The 18,776-nt window shown below is 36.9% G+C and carries 16 protein-coding genes and 2 rRNA genes; 11 read left to right on the top strand and 7 right to left on the bottom strand.

Translation table 11 applies throughout. The features are described from left to right. Both K322_RS0117260 and rrf read left to right on the top strand, forming a co-directional pair. Positions 1–317: ribosomal RNA gene (locus K322_RS0117260) — 23S ribosomal RNA — on the top strand; the annotation flags it as partial. Between the two features lie 92 nt (positions 318–409). Continuing rightward, a 5S ribosomal RNA gene (gene rrf, locus K322_RS0117255) occupies positions 410–520 on the top strand. A 139-nt stretch (positions 521–659) separates the two neighbouring features. Here the strand turns inward: rrf and K322_RS19930 are convergent. Beyond that, positions 660–1,778, bottom strand: a complete 1,119-nt coding sequence (locus K322_RS19930; protein WP_051290914.1) for a glycosyltransferase — start codon at positions 1,776–1,778, stop codon at positions 660–662. 303 nt (positions 1,779–2,081) lie between these two features. On the opposite strand from K322_RS19930, the gene K322_RS20500 reads away from it, so the two are divergent. Beyond that, positions 2,082–3,152: a glycosyltransferase family 9 protein gene (locus K322_RS20500; RefSeq protein ID WP_051290912.1), complete on the top strand. Its 1,071-nt coding sequence runs from the start codon at positions 2,082–2,084 to the stop codon at positions 3,150–3,152. A 33-nt stretch (positions 3,153–3,185) separates the two neighbouring features. Here the strand turns inward: K322_RS20500 and K322_RS0117240 are convergent, their stop codons facing one another. The 4 genes from K322_RS0117240 to K322_RS0117225 all read right to left on the bottom strand — a co-directional run bounded on the left by K322_RS0117240 (position 3,186) and on the right by K322_RS0117225 (position 7,890). Next, positions 3,186–3,980, bottom strand: coding sequence for a glycosyltransferase family 2 protein (locus tag K322_RS0117240; protein WP_026627998.1), 795 nt, complete (start codon positions 3,978–3,980; stop codon positions 3,186–3,188). 21 nt (positions 3,981–4,001) lie between these two features. After that, positions 4,002–4,751, bottom strand: coding sequence for a lipopolysaccharide kinase InaA family protein (locus K322_RS0117235; RefSeq protein ID WP_026627997.1), 750 nt, complete (start codon positions 4,749–4,751; stop codon positions 4,002–4,004). Next, positions 4,748–6,328 (bottom strand): peptide chain release factor 3, encoded by a 1,581-nt coding sequence (locus tag K322_RS0117230; protein WP_026627996.1) that lies wholly within the window; start codon positions 6,326–6,328, stop codon positions 4,748–4,750. The genes K322_RS0117235 and K322_RS0117230 overlap by 4 nt, the downstream gene beginning before the upstream one ends. Positions 6,329–6,819: 491 nt before the next feature. Beyond that, on the bottom strand, positions 6,820–7,890 hold the full coding sequence (locus tag K322_RS0117225) for an NAD(P)H-dependent flavin oxidoreductase (RefSeq protein ID WP_026627995.1): 1,071 nt from the start codon (positions 7,888–7,890) through the stop codon (positions 6,820–6,822). A gap of 356 nt (positions 7,891–8,246) precedes the next feature. Between K322_RS0117225 and K322_RS0117220 the strand changes: the two genes are divergently transcribed. Next, positions 8,247–8,978, top strand: coding sequence for a lysophospholipid acyltransferase family protein (locus K322_RS0117220; RefSeq protein ID WP_026627994.1), 732 nt, complete (start codon positions 8,247–8,249; stop codon positions 8,976–8,978). 65 nt (positions 8,979–9,043) lie between these two features. Here K322_RS0117220 and folD read toward each other — a convergent pair whose 3' ends face one another. Together folD and ffh are read right to left on the bottom strand one after the other, a co-directional pair. Next, the gene (gene folD, locus K322_RS0117215; RefSeq protein WP_026627993.1) at positions 9,044–9,925 is read right to left on the bottom strand and encodes a bifunctional methylenetetrahydrofolate dehydrogenase/methenyltetrahydrofolate cyclohydrolase FolD; all 882 of its coding nucleotides are present in this window, start codon (positions 9,923–9,925) and stop codon (positions 9,044–9,046) included. 93 nt (positions 9,926–10,018) lie between these two features. Further along, complete coding sequence (ffh, locus tag K322_RS0117210) at positions 10,019–11,353, bottom strand: signal recognition particle protein (RefSeq protein WP_026627992.1); 1,335 nt, start codon at positions 11,351–11,353, stop codon at positions 10,019–10,021. A 382-nt stretch (positions 11,354–11,735) separates the two neighbouring features. On the opposite strand from ffh, the gene K322_RS0117205 reads away from it, so the two are divergent. The 7 genes from K322_RS0117205 (at position 11,736) to K322_RS0117175 (ending at position 18,769) form a co-directional block, all read left to right on the top strand. Further along, a complete protein-coding gene (locus K322_RS0117205; protein ID WP_026627991.1) occupies positions 11,736–12,203 on the top strand; it encodes a MaoC family dehydratase in 468 nt (155 codons plus the stop codon). Positions 12,204–12,297: 94 nt separating this feature from the next. Beyond that, positions 12,298–12,597 carry a hypothetical protein gene (locus tag K322_RS0117200; protein ID WP_026627990.1) on the top strand — a complete coding sequence of 100 codons (300 nt, stop codon included), beginning with the start codon at positions 12,298–12,300 and terminating at the stop codon, positions 12,595–12,597. Beyond that, positions 12,567–13,325 carry a hypothetical protein gene (locus tag K322_RS21045; protein WP_051290910.1) on the top strand — a complete coding sequence of 253 codons (759 nt, stop codon included), beginning with the start codon at positions 12,567–12,569 and terminating at the stop codon, positions 13,323–13,325. The genes K322_RS0117200 and K322_RS21045 overlap by 31 nt, the downstream gene beginning before the upstream one ends. Before the next feature lie 57 nt (positions 13,326–13,382). Next, positions 13,383–14,477: a Nif3-like dinuclear metal center hexameric protein gene (locus K322_RS0117190; RefSeq protein WP_026627989.1), complete on the top strand. Its 1,095-nt coding sequence runs from the start codon at positions 13,383–13,385 to the stop codon at positions 14,475–14,477. Between the two features lie 179 nt (positions 14,478–14,656). After that, entirely contained in the window at positions 14,657–15,421 is a 765-nt protein-coding gene (locus tag K322_RS0117185; RefSeq protein ID WP_185095096.1) for a zinc ribbon domain-containing protein, read from the top strand. Between the two features lie 234 nt (positions 15,422–15,655). Further along, positions 15,656–16,429: a polysaccharide biosynthesis/export family protein gene (locus K322_RS0117180; RefSeq protein WP_035332346.1), complete on the top strand. Its 774-nt coding sequence runs from the start codon at positions 15,656–15,658 to the stop codon at positions 16,427–16,429. Positions 16,430–16,450: 21 nt separating this feature from the next. Further along, positions 16,451–18,769, top strand: a complete 2,319-nt coding sequence (locus tag K322_RS0117175) for a GumC family protein (protein ID WP_026627986.1) — start codon at positions 16,451–16,453, stop codon at positions 18,767–18,769. Positions 18,770–18,776 lie beyond the last annotated feature (7 nt).

Genomic DNA, 18,776 nt, shown 5'->3' with positions numbered 1-18,776 from the left:
CACGCGAGCTGGGTTCAGAACGTCGTGAGACAGTTCGGTCTCTATCTATCGTGGGCGTAAGATATTTGCGGGGATCTGACACTAGTACGAGAGGACCGTGTTGGACGCACCGCTGGTTTACCGGTTGTTCCGCCAGGGGCATCGCCGGGTAGCTAAGTGCGGATTGGATAAGTGCTGAAAGCATCTAAGTACGAAGCCAGCCTCAAGATAAGATATCCTTATAAGGGTCGTTGTAGACTACGACGTTGATAGGCTACAGGTGTAAAGGCAGTAATGTCATAGCCGAGTAGTACTAATTGCCCGAAACTTTTTCATAAAAACTTCGCCTGTGTAACAGGTTTGCTAGATATGAGTTTGAAAAAAACTTGTTCTTTTTACATCACGTCTTAATATATAAGATCAAAGATATTAAGGTGGTTATAGCGTTGGGGATCCACCTCTTCCCATTCCGAACAGAGAAGTTAAGCCCACCCACGCCGATGGTACTGCAATTATGTGGGAGAGTAGGTAACCGCCGTCTTTTAAACTCGAAGTCCTGTAAGTCTAAAACTTACGGGACTTCTTTTTTTGTACATATGCAAATACAAAAAGTTTATTCTTAGGCCTAAGAATAAACTTTGAAATCTGAATTCTTCTATTAAGATTTAATCTTGTTAAAGTTAGCTGAAAATATACTTAATATAATTTTTGAAAGTTTCGACTATTGTTTTGTTTTTCTTTAGTTCTGCATTTCTATATATATTGAAATATGTCTGCATATGTTTATCTATCGTATATGATAGAGCGTATTGTTTTTGTTCTTCGATAAATTGTTTGTTAGAATAGAAATTATTCATGTTTTCATCTATAATTCTTTTCATATGCTCAGCATCGAAATTATCCCAGAAGAATGCATATTTGTTTCCTATTTCGCTTAAACTGGTCATTCGCGATGAGAACACTGGTTTCTCGAATCTCATAGCCTCTATTACAGGAATTCCAAATCCTTCAAATTTGGAGGGAAATAGGAAAGCAGAACAGTTTTTATACATCCAGATCTTTTCAGAGGGACTGATTGGCCCAGTTATAAATACATTTAGTATTTTTTCATCTATAATTCGTTTTTCAATATCTTTAGAATATTGGAAATGATTATCTCCAGATATATACAAATTATAAGTTGGCATAATTTTCATTAAATCTAAAAGAACATGAAAATTCTTCTTTTCTCTCATTTGTCCTATTGTGAAGAAGAATTTTTTATCCGATTTGATGTTGTCTGGTTTAGTTTCCTTATCGTTTATATTATTTCTTACACCTACATGATTGAGTAAAATAGGCTTATTGTGTAGATCAATATGTTTAGTTACGTCTTCAATGGTAAATTGAGAGACGGCTGTTACTATGTCTGCAATATCCAGTATTGATTGTTGTCTTTTTAATTTATTCTTAGCTTTCTTAGTATTTCTTTCGTATAGAAAATTTAGGTCATGTACACTGATAATGCGGACAGTGTTAGCTGATAATGATATGTATTTCGCCTGTTGAGTTATTGAATGCCAAATATCAAACGTAGGTAGTAAAAATGGATATCTCTTATATTTCTTTGAGAACTTCAGATACTTGACATGATTTCCGAATTTACCGATGTATTCTTCGGGGACAAAAAGAGTTATATTTAGATCTTTAATACTTTCCGGATTGTTCTTTATATAGTTACCATAGTCAATAGACAATTGTCCAAATCCATTATTAAGGTGTTCTAGATACCTTAAATCTATAAGAATAGTTTTTCTCATTTGTTAGTTCTTCTTTTTACAAAAGTAGCTTTTTTTTCTGATATAGTTTATGTTCAGTTTTGAGGAATAATTGTGTTTGAATTTTGATAAATGCTGAAGCATTTAGATCGGTATGTGTTGTTGTATTTTGTCTAAATATTATATTATTTGCTTATTTTGAGTATTCTGATATTTGTGTTTGTTTGGAGTTTTGTAAGTGTTTATACTTAAATGAAAAAAATAAAAGAGAAGTAGATATTAGGTTCTAAAGATCATTATCTTTGTCTCCGTTTTGTATAAAAAGCGATTGTTCTTTTTTATTTTATGGGAAATACATTAATTATTCGAAATCATAGGATAGGAGACGCCTTAATAGTGCTTCCGTTAGTGGTATCATTGGCTCTAAAATATAAAAATGAGACCTTTACGGTGATAACTAATGAACGTTTTGATAACTTGCTTGACATTATGCCGGGTAATGTTCTTTTCATTCCAATGGTTGGAAAAAAAAGCCAAGGTATATTTAGAGGTATATCGTATTTTATTAGAAGGCAATTGTTCCTTTATAGAATACAATCTTGTAGTAAATTATTTAATAGAATAGCTTTTCTACAATATGAAACTTTTGAGAAAAAATTGCATAAATACATTTTAAGAAAAAAGAATGATGTGTTGATTGCAATTACTGATGAAACTGAATTCCGTTCAGATAAGAGACTATTAAATAAATGTTTGGATGGATTAACAATGATTGGGTTGCATACTGATACTCTCCGTAAATTGGGATATACTGATATTTGTCCAGTTTCAGATCCTTCTAAAATTAGAAATCAAGATGTAAGTTCAATATGTAGAGAAATAGGAATAGATCTAACTAAGAGATTGATCGCTATTGCTCCATTTTCTAAAGAAAAGACTAAAATATATCCGTTAGATAAAATGGAGCAGGTCGTTGGTTATTTCTCGAGTCAAACGAGCCTATATCAGGTTCTTATTTTAGGAGGAGGATATGAGGAAAAGAATTTGGTGGATAAATGGGTCGAGAAATATCCTTCTATAATTTCTCTGGTAGATAGAATTCCTTTTGGCTATGAAACTGTGATTATCGCAAAATGCAGTTTAGTACTCTCCATGGATTCTGCCAACTTACACTTGGCTTCTCTTCTGCATACCCCGGTTGTATCTATCTGGGGGGCGACAACACCTGAGAATGGCTATTATCCGAGCAAAGAGGATATTGGATCCGCAATATGTAAAAGACTCGAATGTCAGCCGTGCTCAATTTTCGGAGAAAAACCATGTATCCGAAAAAATCGATATGAATGTTTGGATATTGATTCCCGGATTGTAATAGATAAGATGGAGGAAGTACTTACAGGTAATTTATCGCGTTAGTCTATAATGGATCGACTTTCAGAATAAAACTTCTTATAGATATTGGTCGATTCCATGTTTACACCGAATAATTTTTTCAGTTTTTTGTTCTTTCATGTATTTAAAGTTTTGTTCTTTATTATACATATGTTTATCTTCATGCCATAAATGATATACTAGACCTGCAAATTTGAGGTAGCGTTTTTTTAGTCCACTAAGTAAAAATCGGTTACCTAGGTCTACATCTTCCCCTCCCCAACCTTCAAAATATTCGTCATATCCGTTTACTTTAATATAGTCTTCTCTCCAATACGACATATTAGCTCCAAGGGCTGGAGAAGCATTCTGTCGATAGCGGGAAGCCAGGTATAGAGAAACAATATTGAGTCGAAATGCATTTTCGGGTTTTGATTCAATTCCTTTTGTCCATGGGTATATTTTTCTAGACTGCCTGCTTTGGCAAATTTTTTCAGATAAATTTTTGCCCAGATTTACTCTCCCTCCTTTTACATAGTATCCTTTTTCGGCTAAGCGCAGATGATCATGTATGCACATCGGATGCATGAATATATCTCCATCAGTTTCGATAATATATTCACCTTTTGCTTGTGCTACACATTTGTTTCTCATCATTGATTTTCTGAAGCCATTGTCTTCTTGCCAAAGATGTATTATTGGAACAGGGAAGTCTTTACTTATTTCATCTATTAATATCTTGGTTTCTTCTTTGGAGCCATCATCACCAATTATTATTTCATCAGGTAACCTGGTTTGGTGTCTTACTCCATCTAAATATACTGCTAATGCATCAGGTCTATTGTAGGTTGCTACGATTAAAGATACTTTCATTATTAAGTGTAAATGTTAATTCTATTCTATATAAGGCTTTTTTCCTGGATGTCTTGCTGAAAATTTAGTCCAAAATTCACGATGATAGGATAGTGTAAGTTTTATGCATGTTTTTATATCAAAGCCTCTGGCCTTGGCATATTCTGATGCAATATAGCTTATCATTTCTTCGTTACCCCATAGGCGGCAGAAGTTTTTGCAGCCTTTTTCTTTTGAAATTTTCCCAAAATACATTCTATTTAGATCGACCAGATAAAACTGAAAATCTTCAACAGATTGCTTGTAGAGAATATTCCCGGGCGAATAGTCCATATGCAGGATTTGCTTTTCATGCATATCTGCTGTGAATTGAGCAAACTGTTGCAATAATCTTTCCCTGCCTGCTAAAACTCCCTTTTGGAATTCTCTCATGATTCCGTCAAAGTCTTCTTGTATTGAAATATAGAAACTTTCACCAAAGCTTATTCCAGATCTTAACTCCATATATCCGATAGGATTAGGAGTGTGGATGTTATTTTTGATTAGTATGTTAGCGTATTCAAATGATCTCTGAGCTTTAGATTTTCTAAAATTCCCGTATACAAATTTATTTATAATATTAGGTTTCCGAAATGATTTAACGTTAACTTTTATATTGTTAGTATTTATTATTTTAATAATATTCCGTCCGTCATATATGGTCTGGCCTGTAAAACCAAATATTTTCGGAAGATTTCGGATGAAATCTTCCAACTCTCTATACTCGGGGTTTATGATTAATTTAGTTTTCAAAATTCGGATGTGAAGTGGAAACGTATATCTTTAAAATCTTGTTGAGCCATCATCAATACATAGTTTGAGTCGGCAAGAAATACATCTCGCCCTTCCTTGTCTTTTGCCATGTATTGGGATTTTCGTTTTTTGAAGTTCTCTAATTCATCCTCATTGTCGCTTTCTATCCAACATGCTTTGAACAGATTGATTGGTTCCCATTTACACTGAGCTCCATATTCGTGGAGCAGACGGTATTGTATAACTTCGAATTGAAGCTGACCAACGGTTCCGATGATCTTACGTCCGTTAAACTGGTTTATAAAGAGCTGTGCGACACCTTCGTCCATCAACTGGTCAATACCTTTTTGCAACTGTTTGGTTTTCATCGGATCTGCATTCTCTATGTATTTGAACATTTCAGGAGAGAAACTTGGCAAACCTTTGAAATGGAGTTCTTCACCTGATGTCAGAGTATCACCGATCTTGAAGTTTCCGGTATCGGGTAATCCCACAATGTCTCCGGCAAAAGCCTCATCTACAGTCTCTTTTTTCTGAGCCATAAATGCCGTTGGTGAAGAGAATCGCATCTGACGGTTAAATCTTACATGCTTGTAATTGACATTACGTTCAAATTTACCTGAGCATACTTTTACGAATGCAATACATGAGCGATGGTTTGGATCCATATTGGCATGTATTTTAAATATAAAGCCTGTAAATGCTTCTTCTTCGGGTTTCACTACACGTTCTACAGCCTCGATAGGGCGGGGAGAGGGGGCGATTTTTACAAAACAGTCCAAAAGCTCCTTTACCCCGAAGTTATTCAGCGCTGATCCGAAAAATACGGGAGCTACTTCTCCTTGCAGATAGGTGTCTATATCGAGTTCGGGATATACTCCCTCTATCAGTTCGATGTCTTCTCTTAATTTTGCAGCAAGCGAGTCTCCGATATGTCTTTCGAGTTCGGGACTGTTTATGTCCTTAAATTCGATAGATTCAGTAACGGTCTGTTTACTTGGTGTATATAGGTCAAGCTTTTCCTGATATAAGTTATATACACCTCTGAAGCTTTGTCCGCTGTCGATAGGCCAACTCAGAGGACGTACTTTTATTTTTAGTTCTTCTTCGAGTTCGTCTAATAAATCGAAAGGATCTTTTCCGTCCCTGTCCATCTTATTGACAAAGATCATCACCGGAGTTTTCCGCATGCGGCAGACTTCCATTAGTTTTCGGGTTTGCGTTTCAACCCCTTTGGCAACGTCTACTGCTATGATAACACTATCTACAGCTGTGAGTGTACGGAAAGTGTCTTCTGCGAAATCCTGGTGACCGGGTGTATCCAGAATGTTGATTTTATAGCCATCGTATTCAAAGCCCATCACAGATGTTGCAACCGATATACCACGTTGCTTTTCTATTTCCATCCAGTCGGATGTGGCTGTTTTTTTTATCTTATTCGATTTTACAGCCCCGGCTACGTGGATTGCACCCCCGAATAGCAGAAGCTTTTCTGTTAAGGTAGTTTTACCCGCATCGGGATGGCTGATAATCGCAAATGTACGTCGTCTATGAATTTCTTTGTCTAACTCGCTCATATATTTACTTAAGGTCACAGACCTATTGTTGTTATGCTTGATAAAACCTGAAAAAAGTATCAGACCTTTTTCAAGAAGTGCAAAGATAATACATAAACCGAAGAGTGGAAAATATCAGGCAGTTTATAAAGGATTTATGTACTTTATATCCGTATGATAGATAGGATTGATACATGCTGTAAAACATCTTTAATTATTTGTCTCGAATCCTAATCAAAGTTAAATAATGGTTAGTTAGTGTAAAAAATACTCTATTTTTTTTCAAAATTGATAAGACATGTCTATATTTGCAACGTGTTTTTCATAGTATTAGATTTAAGGTTAATAATTGAGAATTAGGTTGTCGGGATGACAACCTTTTCTTTTTTATATAAGGTTGTCGAGTAAGTTTTTATAGGTGATTTGATAGCCCCCAAACTATATATTTGTAATAAAAAACGTTCAACCTATCAAAAAATGAAAGATTGAACGTTAACTGAGTCGACATGGACTTATGCTTCTAATTGAGCTCCTCTGAATTCAGATTTCAGCCTTTCGATAACTTCTTTCACACTCGAAATTTTTTCAGAAAGGTGAACATTGATTCCTGTGAAGGCATATCCTTTTTTCATATTTCCTTTTGCTGCCTGATAAAGAGCTTGTACGATACAGTAAGGGCTTTTACTATAGTCGCATGTCTTGATACAATGAAATGGACAACTTTTGGGCACTTCCTGTCCTTTCTCCACACTTCGGATAAATTCTCCGTCAATAGCCCGTCCGGGCATTCCCACAGGGCTTTGGATTATTTTTATATCTTCTCGTTTAGCATTAACGAATACATTTTTGAATTCGGTTGATGCATCACACTCTTCCGTAGTGACAAATATTGTTCCCATTTGAACTCCTGAAACTCCCATATCCAAAAAATGGTGTATATCTTTACCCGAAGAGATACCTCCCGCTACTATTACTGGTATGTCCTTTTCCTCTTTGTATTGAGTAGTGATATTTAAGACTTCAGGTATGATTTGTTCGAGAGAGAAATGTTCATCGTCTATTTGTTCTGTTTTAAAACCCAGATGTCCTCCCGCTTTAGGTCCCTCTATGACGATAGCGTCGGGAAGATAATTGTAGTTGTTTTTCCATTTATCGCATAGTATCTTAGCAGCTCTCGATGAAGATACAATCGGGACTAATTTTGTGGTGCTTTCTTTGGTCAGATAAGACGGCAGATCGAACGGCAGTCCGGCTCCTGCAAAAATCACATCTACTTTTTCTGAGATTGATGTTTTTACCATATCAGCATAATTGGTAAGTGCCACCATGATATTTACTCCTATTATGCCATTGGTTTTTTCTTTAGCCTTGCGTATTTCTTCTTTCAATCCAGAGATACATCGGCTAAGGTAGTTGCCCGGCTGTTTGCTGTATATCAACCCTAAGCCTGCACACGATATAACTCCGATACCTCCTTCATTGGCTACTGCCGATGCTAATTTGGATAAAGAAACCCCAACACCCATTCCTCCTTGAATGACAGGAAGTTTTACTTCCATATTTCCGATAAAAAATGATTTCATGAAATTATTATATGTTTAATTCTGAAAAAAATGTTGCTTAAACAATGAAATTGCTTTCTTATTGCAATCTCGTTTCAAAAGTAACTATTTAAAATGAAACTATTTTTGATTGACATAGATTTTTATTTTCTTTTTTGTAAAATTCTATAGTATAGAGTGTTAGTTTGTGTTTGATTGTTCCTTATTAGAATGCAAATGATTGTATTTGTTCTTTTGTCGCTTGATGGAGTTAGGCTGATATCAGTATTATTGCTACTTTTAGGTTTCATTTAGGGTCTCGGACTTTTCTCCTGAGATAATTATAATTACTAATGCTGTTCTGGCTTAGAAGTGTGACATATATAACTATAAAACCAATGCGAAAAATCATCTCATATCCTCTTTCTGTAATTTATTACCTGCTTTTTGGCTTGACTCTTGTTATTTTCCATGTTATACAATGGCTGAGTTTCAATTTATTCGGATACGATGCCCATAAGAAAAGTGTAGATGTATTGTGTTTTTTCTTGGTATTTAATACATACGTTCTGGGAACCCGATATAAAATAGAGGGGATTGAGAATCTTCCGGCAAATGAACCCTTGATAATTGCATCTAATCATCAGAGTTTGTATGATATAACTACGATCGGATGGTTTCTGAGAAAAATACATCCCAAATTTGTAAGCAAGATAGAGTTAGGAAAAGGTATTCCCAGCATTTCATATAATCTTAATCATGGAGGTTCGGTACTTATCGACCGAAAAGACGCTAAACAGTCGTTGTCTGCTATCAGAAAATTAGGAGAATATATTGAGGAGAATAAACGTGCAGCGGTAATATTTCCTGAAGGAACAAGAAGTGTAACCGGAAAACCCGGGAAGTTTGCAGAGAACGGTTTGAAAATACTTTGTAAATATGCTCCGTCTGCTTATATGGTTCCCGTAACAATTAATAATGCATGGAAAATGACTCGATGGGGTGTATTTCCTCTTGGAGCCGGAAATACCATTATATTGACTGTTCACAAACCGATTGCAGTGAATAGTATGCCTTTTTCTGAAGTTTTTGAGAAAACAGAGCATGCTGTTGTAAGCCGGATTATTTAATTATTAAAGCTCTCAGACCCACTCGTTATGTTGTGCAGGCGTTGCAATACGCCCGCACAATACAATTATTTGTATATGGCCTTTTTTCCTGCTAAAAGAGTATTTCCCATAAGCGAGATAATAGTCATCGGTCCCACACCTCCGGGAACAGGAGTAATATGACCTGCTTTTTTTGCGACTTCATCGAAAGCTACATCACCTTTTAATTTAAAACCCGATTTGGTTTCTGTTGAAGGTACACGGGTTGTACCGACATCAATAATGGTAGCACCATCTTTTACCATATCACCTTTCAGAAATTCGGGTACACCCAATGCTGCGATAATAATATCCGCTTGCAGGCATATTTCTTTAATATTAGGAGTGCGGCTGTGGCAAACAGTTACTGTTGCGTCTCCGGGATAACCTTTCTGCATCATCAGATTAGCAACAGGTTTGCCTACTATATTACTTCTGCCTAGTACAACACAGTTTTTACCCGCTGTGGGTATTTCATAACGTTTCAACAGTTCCAATATACCGGCGGGAGTTGCCGATACAAAGCAGGGCAGCCCGATAGACATACGTCCTACGTTGATAGGGTGAAAACCATCTACATCTTTTCGATAGTCGATGGCTTCAATTACTTTTTGTTCGGATATATGTTTGGGCAGAGGTAATTGAACAATAAACCCGTCAACATCAGTATCGTTGTTCAGACGGTCTACACAAGCCAGAATCTCATCTTCGGTTGCATCGCTTTCGTATCTGATAAGAGTCGATTTGAATCCTACTTCTTCACAGGTTTTTACTTTATTGGCAACATAGGTTTCGCTTCCTCCGTCATGACCAACCAATACTGCGGCCAAATGAGGGCGTTTTCCTCCCTGTTCTACTATTTGTTTTACTTCTGCCGCTATTTCCTGTTTCATTTGGGCAGATACTGCTTTTCCGTCTATTAAAATCATTGTTAAGGAAAGTTTTGGGTTGATATAATTTTCTGAAAAATGAAAGAGGAATATCTCAATGGAATATTCCTCTTTATATACAGGTGGATAGTTTTATCTTCTCATTCCCGGCATTTTTGACATCAGTTTGCCTGCGCCTTTCATTTGAGTCATCATTTTCATCATTTTGCGGGTTTCGTCAAATTGCTTGATCAATTTGTTCACTTCCTGTATCGAAGTGCCGCTTCCTTTTGCTATACGTTGACGGCGGCTGCCGTTCAGTAACTCGGGACTTGTACGCTCTTGTGGAGTCATCGAGTAGATAATGGCCTCGATACTTTTGAAAGCATTGTCGTCTATATCTATATCTTTCATTGCTTTGCCGACACCGGGTATCATTGCAGCAAGATCTTTGAGGTTACCCATTTTTTTGATTTGCTGTATCTGAGATATAAAGTCGTTGAAATCGAATTGATTTTTTGCAATTTTCTTTTGAAGGCGACGGGCTTCCTCTTCATCGTATTGCTCCTGTGCACGCTCTACAAGTGAAACGATATCACCCATGCCGAGTATACGGTCAGCCATACGTTCGGGGTGGAACACATCTAGTGCATCCATTTTTTCGCCCATCCCGACAAACTTGATGGGTTTATTCACAATCGAACGTATCGAAAGGGCAGCACCACCACGAGTATCACCATCTAATTTGGTAAGAACAACACCGTCGAAGTCTAATCTGTCGTTAAATTCTTTGGCAGTATTTACAGCATCCTGTCCGGTCATAGAATCTACGACGAACAATATTTCATTTGGTTTTACGGCTTTTTTGATTGAGGCGATTTCTTCCATCATCGCTTCATCTATCGCTAAACGTCCGGCAGTGTCTATGATAACTACATCGTTTCCGTCGGCTTTAGCTTTCTTTATTGCGTTTTGAGCAATTTCAACCGGATTGTTATTGCCCTCTTCAAAGTATACAGGAACATCTATTTGGGTTCCTAATACTTTCAATTGTTCTATTGCAGCCGGACGGTATATATCATCTGCTACAAGCAGAGGTTTTTTCCCTTTTTTTGTTTTAAGCAGATTCGCTAATTTTCCCGAGAAAGTAGTTTTTCCCGAACCTTGCAAACCAGACATCAAGATGATCGAAGGAGAACTTTTCAGGTCGATGTCTACAGCAGTTCCACCCATAAGCAAAGCTAGTTCGTCATGAACGATCTTTACCATCAATTGTCCCGGTTTTACGGCAGTAAGCACGTTTTGTCCGAGAGCTTTTTCTTTTACGGTTTCAGTAAATTGCTTTGCTGTTTTAAAGTTTACGTCGGCATCAAGTAAAGCACGGCGTACATCTTTTAAAGTCTCCGCTACATTGATTTCGGTGATTTTTCCTTCACCTTTCAAGAGTTTAAACGATCTGTCTAATCTGTCACTTAAATTTTCAAACATAGAATTATGGTGTATCCTTAATTATGTAAATTGATAGAATTAATGATATGTTCTCAACCATAACCAAACTTCGGTTGTTCTATTTATCGAAGTGATAAAAGACTTATAACCTTAAATTCTGGAATATGTGTTGATAGACTGCACAAAGATAATAAAGTTTTTTTATCTCTGGTTGAGATTACTAGGTTAGCTTTTCTCTTGTATTTTTGGAATTAAGTAAAAAGCGTATATTTGTTTATGAATAGAGTGGTATAAGAGATGAACTGTTATTGATTATGCCATTGTGACGGGGATATATTAGGTGTAATATAAGCTTATCCTTCGAGCGTGAAATGAAAAAATAAATGGGTCAAAGACCTTAAAAAACAGTAAAATAAATAATATGAGCAAAGTAGTAATTAATTCATTCGAAGATTTTGAAAAATATGTAGGACAGGAACTTGGTGTGTCTGATTATCTAAAAATAACTCAGGACAGGATCAATCTTTTTGCAGATGCTACATTAGATCATCAGTGGATACATGTTGATGTAGAAAAGGCTAAAGAAAAAAGCGCTTTCCATAATACTATTGCTCATGGGTATTTAACTCTTTCGTTATTACCTTATTTGTGGGATCAGATTGTGGAAGTGAATAATCTGAAAATGATGATCAACTACGGTATGGATAAGTTGAAGTTCAATCAGGCAGTGGTGGTTGACAGTGAAGTAAGGATCAGGGTGAAGTTGTTAAGCCTGCTCAATTTACGAGGAACTATCAAAACTGAAATGAGAGTAGTAATGGAGATTAAAGATTCTAATAAGAATGCTTTCGAAACGAATGTATTATTCTTATACCATTTTAATGATTGATTTAATAAATATTAAGGGGCTGATGAAGCCCCTTATTTTTTAGAAGTTCAGACTTGTTTATAGCTTAATACAATTACTTGCAAAATAATTTACGATGAAAAAACAATTGCTTTTTTTTAGCTTTTCTATGCTGAGTTTAATTTCTCAAGCACAATGGAAAGACGGAGGGACGAAAATTACCACAACTCAGAATGTCGGCATCGGAACTGAAAATCCGGGATATAAATTGGATGTGGCGGGGGATATTCGGTCTCAGAATATAATAGTACCCAATGGTTATCGTATAACACGCAGTCCTAATGATAATTTCAATTATGACAGTAAAGTAATGGGCCATTATGCTCTTCAATGGGCACAAGACTCATGGAATACAGGTGGAAGTTCTTTTGGTTAAGTGCATATGGTGGAATAAAAATCTTTACAGCGGGGTTATATCGTTTAGGCATTACTGGAAATGGTAATGTTGGCATCGGAATAGATAATCCAAATTATAGACTTGATGTAAATGGTACAATTGCAGCAGGCAAATTGTATTTAAGAGCGAGTGGTGTAAATTCTGGTTGGAGACAAACTATTGTAGAATATGATGGTCATGATTTTATTATAGGGAGTAAAGTTGGAATAAATGCTCACAACCAGTTACTATTAAGACCGGGAGGTGGAGGCACAGAACAATTGTACAGTGCTATTGAGATGTATAGTACTACAAAAAATAATGAGTATCAGCGTAAAGTGTCGATTAGTACCGAAAGAGCGACTTTCTTCAATGGGGGCAATGTCGGCATTGGAACAGATAATCCCCAAAATAAACTAGACGTAGTAGGTACCATTCGTGCAACCGAAGTAAAAGTAGAGACCGGTTGGGCAGATTTCGTTTTCGATAAAGATTATAAGCTTCGTTCCTTAGAAGAAGTCAAAGCTCATATAGATGAACACAAACATTTACCTGATATTCCATCGGAAGCAGAAGTTAAAGAGAACGGAGTAAGTTTGGGTGAAATGCAAGCTAAATTATTACAGAAAATAGAAGAGCTGACTTTATATGTGATAAAACAAGATGAAAAAAATAGGGCTTTAGAGAAGGAAATTCAAAGCCTAAAAGCTATCTTAGCAAAAGAATAAGGGCGTAGACCTTTTTTGTCTACTGTCATACTTATACAAAACTTACCCGACTGAATTATGAAAATAAAAGAAATATTATCAGTGATAGAGCATTTGGCTCCGTTGCCATTACAGGAAAGTTTTGATAATAGTGGCGTTCAGATCGGCGATGTAAATCAGGATGCCAAAAGTGTCTTGGTTTGTATCGATGTAACGGAAGATGTAATGACCGAGGCTATTCGTCTTGGCTGTAATCTGGTGATATCCCATCATCCGTTGGCTTTTCGCAGTTTTAAATCTTTAACGGGAAAGACGTATGTCGAACGATGTATGATTCAGGCATGTAAGCATGATATTGTTGTATATGCAGCTCATACCAATCTGGATAATGCTTTTGGTGGTGTAAATTATGAACTTGCCCGAATCTTGAATCTTGAGCATGTGAAAATTCTTGCACCTCAGAAAAAAATGTTGACCAAGCTGGTAACCTTTGTTCCTCAGTCGCATGCCGAAAGTGTACGTGCCGTACTTTTCAATGCGGGAACTGGAAATATCGGGAATTACGATGCCTGCAGTTTCAATGTTCCAGGTGAAGGAACATTCAGAGCCGGAGAAAATACCCATCCTTTTGTCGGAGAGAAAGGGGCACTGCACATAGAGGCGGAAGTTCGTATAGAAGTCATTCTTCCTGTATATAAACAAAACGATGTACTCAATGCTCTATTAGCTATTCATCCGTACGAAGAGCCTGCTTATGATTTCTATATGCTCGAAAATTCGTGGGCTCACGCCGGCAGCGGTATAGTGGGTACATTGCCCGAACCGATGGAGGAGGAGGATTTTCTCTATCATTTGAAAGATACTTTAGGCTTGTCCAGTATTCAGCATTCGCCATATTTAGGAAAACAGATACACGAAGTCGCCTTATGTGGTGGTGCGGGTGCGTTTTTGATACCTCAGGCTATTGGATACGGTGCGGATATATTTATAACGGGAGAGGCTAAATACAATGATTTCTTTGATGTTGAAAATAAAATACTGCTGGCTACCGTAGGACATTACGAATCGGAAGTTTGTACAAAGAATATTTTTTATAATTTACTATCTGAAAAATTTCCGGATTTGGAACTCAATTTATCTCAGTTTGATGAGAATCCCGTAAAATACTTGTGAAATATAGAAGCTAAAATACAATTATTAGCCCTGAATATATTATCTTTGCATCCGGATAACAAATAGTAATCCGTTGTACGACGGCAGAGATATACTCCTGCAAAAGTATAAGATGTGGTAAATAAACAGGCGACTGTTTGCATACCGCATTTTTTTATCGAGAAAATTGAATAAATTAAATAAAAATGGCTAAGAAACAAGCAGAAAAAGAAATTCAGGTAGAAGATAAGCTGAAAACGCTTTATAACCTACAGGTTAAACTATCGGAAGTAGATAAGATTAAAATACTTAGAGGTGAGTTACCTTTGGAAGTTGCAGATTTGGACGATGAGATTGCCGGTTTGAAAACCCGTATCGGAAAGAATGAATCGGATCAGAAGGAATTCGAAACAGCTGTTTCGCAACAAAAACAAAAAATACAGGATTGTAACCTGAAAATTGAAAAGTATAAAGAACAGCTAGATAATGTTCGTAACAACCGTGAGTACGACCATCTAAGCAAAGAGATTGAATTTGAAACTCTTGAAATAGAACTGGCAGAAAAACGTATTAAAGAATTTACTCAGAATGTGAAAGCTTTAAAAGAACAGATCGAAAAAAGTAAAACATTCTTAGAGGAACGTTCTGCAGACCTTCATCAGAAGAAAGACGAATTGGACGAAATTATTGCTGAAACCAAACAGCAGGAAGAACAACTTCGTGACGAGATCAAAGGTATTGAAGCCGAAGCTGATCCCCGTTTGCTACAAGCATTCAAACGTATACGTAAAAGCGCACGTAATGGATTGGCTATCGTAGCCATCGAGCGTGGTGCATGCGGAGGTTGTTTCAATAAGATTCCACCTCAAAAACAAATGGATATTAAATTGGGTAAAAAAGTAATCGTGTGCGAATATTGCGGACGTATTATGATTGATCCTGAAATGGTAGGTATGGAAGAATAAACATTTTTCGATATATCATATAGGGGGCTTTTGAGTAAAATCAGAAGCCCTCTTTTTTGTATAGTCGTTAATTTTTCTTGTTAAAATAGAGAACTCACCACGAAAAAAGTATCTTTGCTTTTGGTTATTTTTACAAAGATTAAGGTCTCAGACCTATTTTATTACTTTGGTAATTATAAATGTAACAGATAGCTAAATTGAAATAATATATCGTTAAATACTAGCTTTTGCTTAATGGGAAAAATTCACATTTCATTTTATGCAGTACTTGCTGTATTGCTTTGTTCGTGTGGCTCATCTAAAAATATATCCTATTTTCAGGATCTGGATTCTTATTTACAAAAAGAAGTGGCTATGAATGATTCGTTAAATCCGGTGCAGATTAAAACCGGAGACGAACTTGCAATTGTCGTTTCATCGGTCGAACCTCAGGCTGTAACTCCATTTAACCTGCCTTCGGGGCAAGGTAAGATGTCGTCGTATATTGTAGATGAACAGGGAGAGATCAACTTCCCGACTTTAGGTAAAATAAGGCTGAAAGGGCTATCTACAGATGAAGCCGTTGATTTATTACAGACCCGTTTGGAAGATTATGTGAAGAATCCGATTGTAAATGTACAGATCATGAATTTCAGAGTTTCGGTGTTAGGCGCAGTAAATGCTCCGGGTCCCGTCTTTTTTACAGGACAGCGGATGTCTCTGCTCGATGCTTTGGCTAATGCACGTGATCTGACCTTATATGGCAGGCGTGATAATGTTCTCCTGATAAGGGATAATGATGGTAAAAAGGAATTTATCCGTTTTGACCTTACAAAAAGCAGCGAAGTGTTTTCTTCCAAATATTTTTATCTGCAACAAAATGATATTATCTACGTTGAATCTAATAACGAGCATCAGAAAGATGCTAATATGAGCCAGCAAAAGCAGTTCAATCTGACTTTGATTACGACTGCTATTACTACTGTGATCAGTACAGTATCTTTAATTATTGCGGTGTCAAATAAATGAGGCTGCTTGCTGTTAAAAAGTATGAGTAAAAAAAATAATTCAGAATTTGTAAATGTAGGGGACGTTATTCTCAAATACAGCCGGCATTGGAAATGGTTTCTGATATCCATTGTCTTGTGTGTATTTGTTGCTGTAGCATACATTAAAACGGTAGACCCTACTTACTATATATTATCGAACATAAAACTGAGATCAGAAGAGGAGGGGACAAAGATAGCATCGTCTCTTGTGAGGAGTTTTGGTTTAGGCAGTATTGCCGGATCGGATAATATTACTGACGAATCTGCTGTTATCAGTTCACAGAGCCATATGCGGGATATGATTTACAGTCTCGGTCTGCATACTACATACGACCTTAAAAAAATTCCGTTTGATAAATCTTTGTACAATTCGTCTCCTGTTATTTTGGATGTATCTCGGAGTGTGATGGATACTTTATCAATGCCTATTGAATTTACGGTGAAGGTAAATGACGACAAGTCGGTAGAAATAAAAGCTGAGGCAGATGACAAAAATATAGGAGAATATAACTTTTCTACATTACCGGCTGATGTGAAGACTATTTACGGAAGTTTCCATTTTAAATATTCAGGGAAATCAATTGGTAAAACCTCTTATAAACTCGATGTTAATTTATACGGGTTGGATTATGCCGCCGAAAAGTTTAAAGACCGCATAACTGTTGCGCCAACTACTGAAAAATCAGATATTATTTATCTAGGCATAAAAGATGTAGACCGTCAGCGTGGGCGGGATATTTTGAATAAACTGGTGGAACTTTATAATGAAGATGCTAAACTGGAGAAGAATGAGGAAGCCGAAAATACGGCGTCATTTATAAAAGACCGTATTGATTTGCTTGCGACTGAGCTGAGTGTTATAGAGAAAAAGCAGGAAGCCTTCAAGCGGGATAACGGTATAACAGATATTGCCATAGAGTCGAGAGCGTTTATCGATAAGTATCACGATTTGCAAGAGAAAACAACCGAGGCTAATATTCAGATGGATATTGCTTCGATGCTTGATAAGTATGTAAACGATCCGAGGAATAAATACGAACTGATACCTACCAATACGGGTGTTCTTCCCGGAACTATAGACGCTATACGAGCTTATAACAGTGCCTTATTGGAACGTACCCGCTTACTTCAAAATACAAAAGAAAGCAATCCTGTACTGATTTCTCTGAATGAACAGATCGACTTGCTCCGTAAGAATGTGCAGACCAGTGTAAGCAACTCAAAAAGAGACTTGACTATGCGCAAAAAGGATTGGGCAGGTCTGGAAGGTGAAATGCAGTCTAAAATGTCGGGGATGCCAAAACAGCAGCGTGAATATATCGAGATAGAACGCCAACGTCAGGTTAAATCAGATTTGTATGTTTTCTTATTGACCAAGATGGAAGAAACTCAGCTTACTCTGGCATCTACTACACCCAAGGCAAAGGTGATAGATGGTGCATATAATATATGGAAGCCTATTGCCCCCCGAAAGATGATGATATTGGCTATAGCACTGCTTATGGGGGTGCTGTTGCCTGTAATTATTCTTTATCTGATAGATGTATTTAAGTTTAAGATAGCGTCGAAAGAAGAACTCGAAGAGGCGACCTCGGTTCCTGTTTTGGGCGAGATCTGCTTAGATAAAAACGCAGGGAATATTGCTGTATCCGAAGGAATCAGCACTTCTACGGCTGAACTGTTCCGCCTGGTGAGAACCAATCTTCAGTTTTTGATGAAGAAGCATGAGAAGGTGATATTGGTTACATCGAGTATCTCAGGTGAAGGAAAATCTTTCTTTACGGTGAATCTGGCTTTGTCTTATTCATTGATAAAAAACAAGAAAGTAGTACTTGTAGGTTTGGATATACGTAATCCTAAATTGAGTGAGTATTTATCCATTCAGCGCAAGGACGGGATGACCGTTTATCTGGCATCGGATGAAATGAAACCGGAGGAGATAATTATTCACAGACCCGATTTGCACGAAAATATTTATGTTGTGCCTGCGGGACCTATTCCCCCCAATCCTGCTGAACTGTTATTGAATGATCGTCTGGATGAAATGTTCGATTATCTGCGGGCTAATTTCGACTACGTTATTGTAGATACGGCTCCTGTAGGGATGGTATCGGATACTTTCAGTCTCGATCGGATTTCTGATGCAACGGTTTACCTGTTTAGGGCAAACTATACGAATAAATCTCATCTGAAATTTGCCGAATCGATAGTAAATGAAGATAAACTGAAAAAGATGTCGATCGTAATCAATGGCACTACAACCAAAGCTGCTTATGGATATGGGTACGGACATCAGCACAGTACTGTAAACAAGAAATAGCATATCA

This window comes from Indolivaga capnocytophagoides DSM 22835 (assembly GCF_000426485.1).
Classification (GTDB): Bacteria; Bacteroidota; Bacteroidia; order Bacteroidales; family Dysgonomonadaceae; genus Dysgonomonas_A; species Dysgonomonas_A capnocytophagoides.
This window is presented reverse-complemented; position numbering and strand designations above follow the sequence as displayed.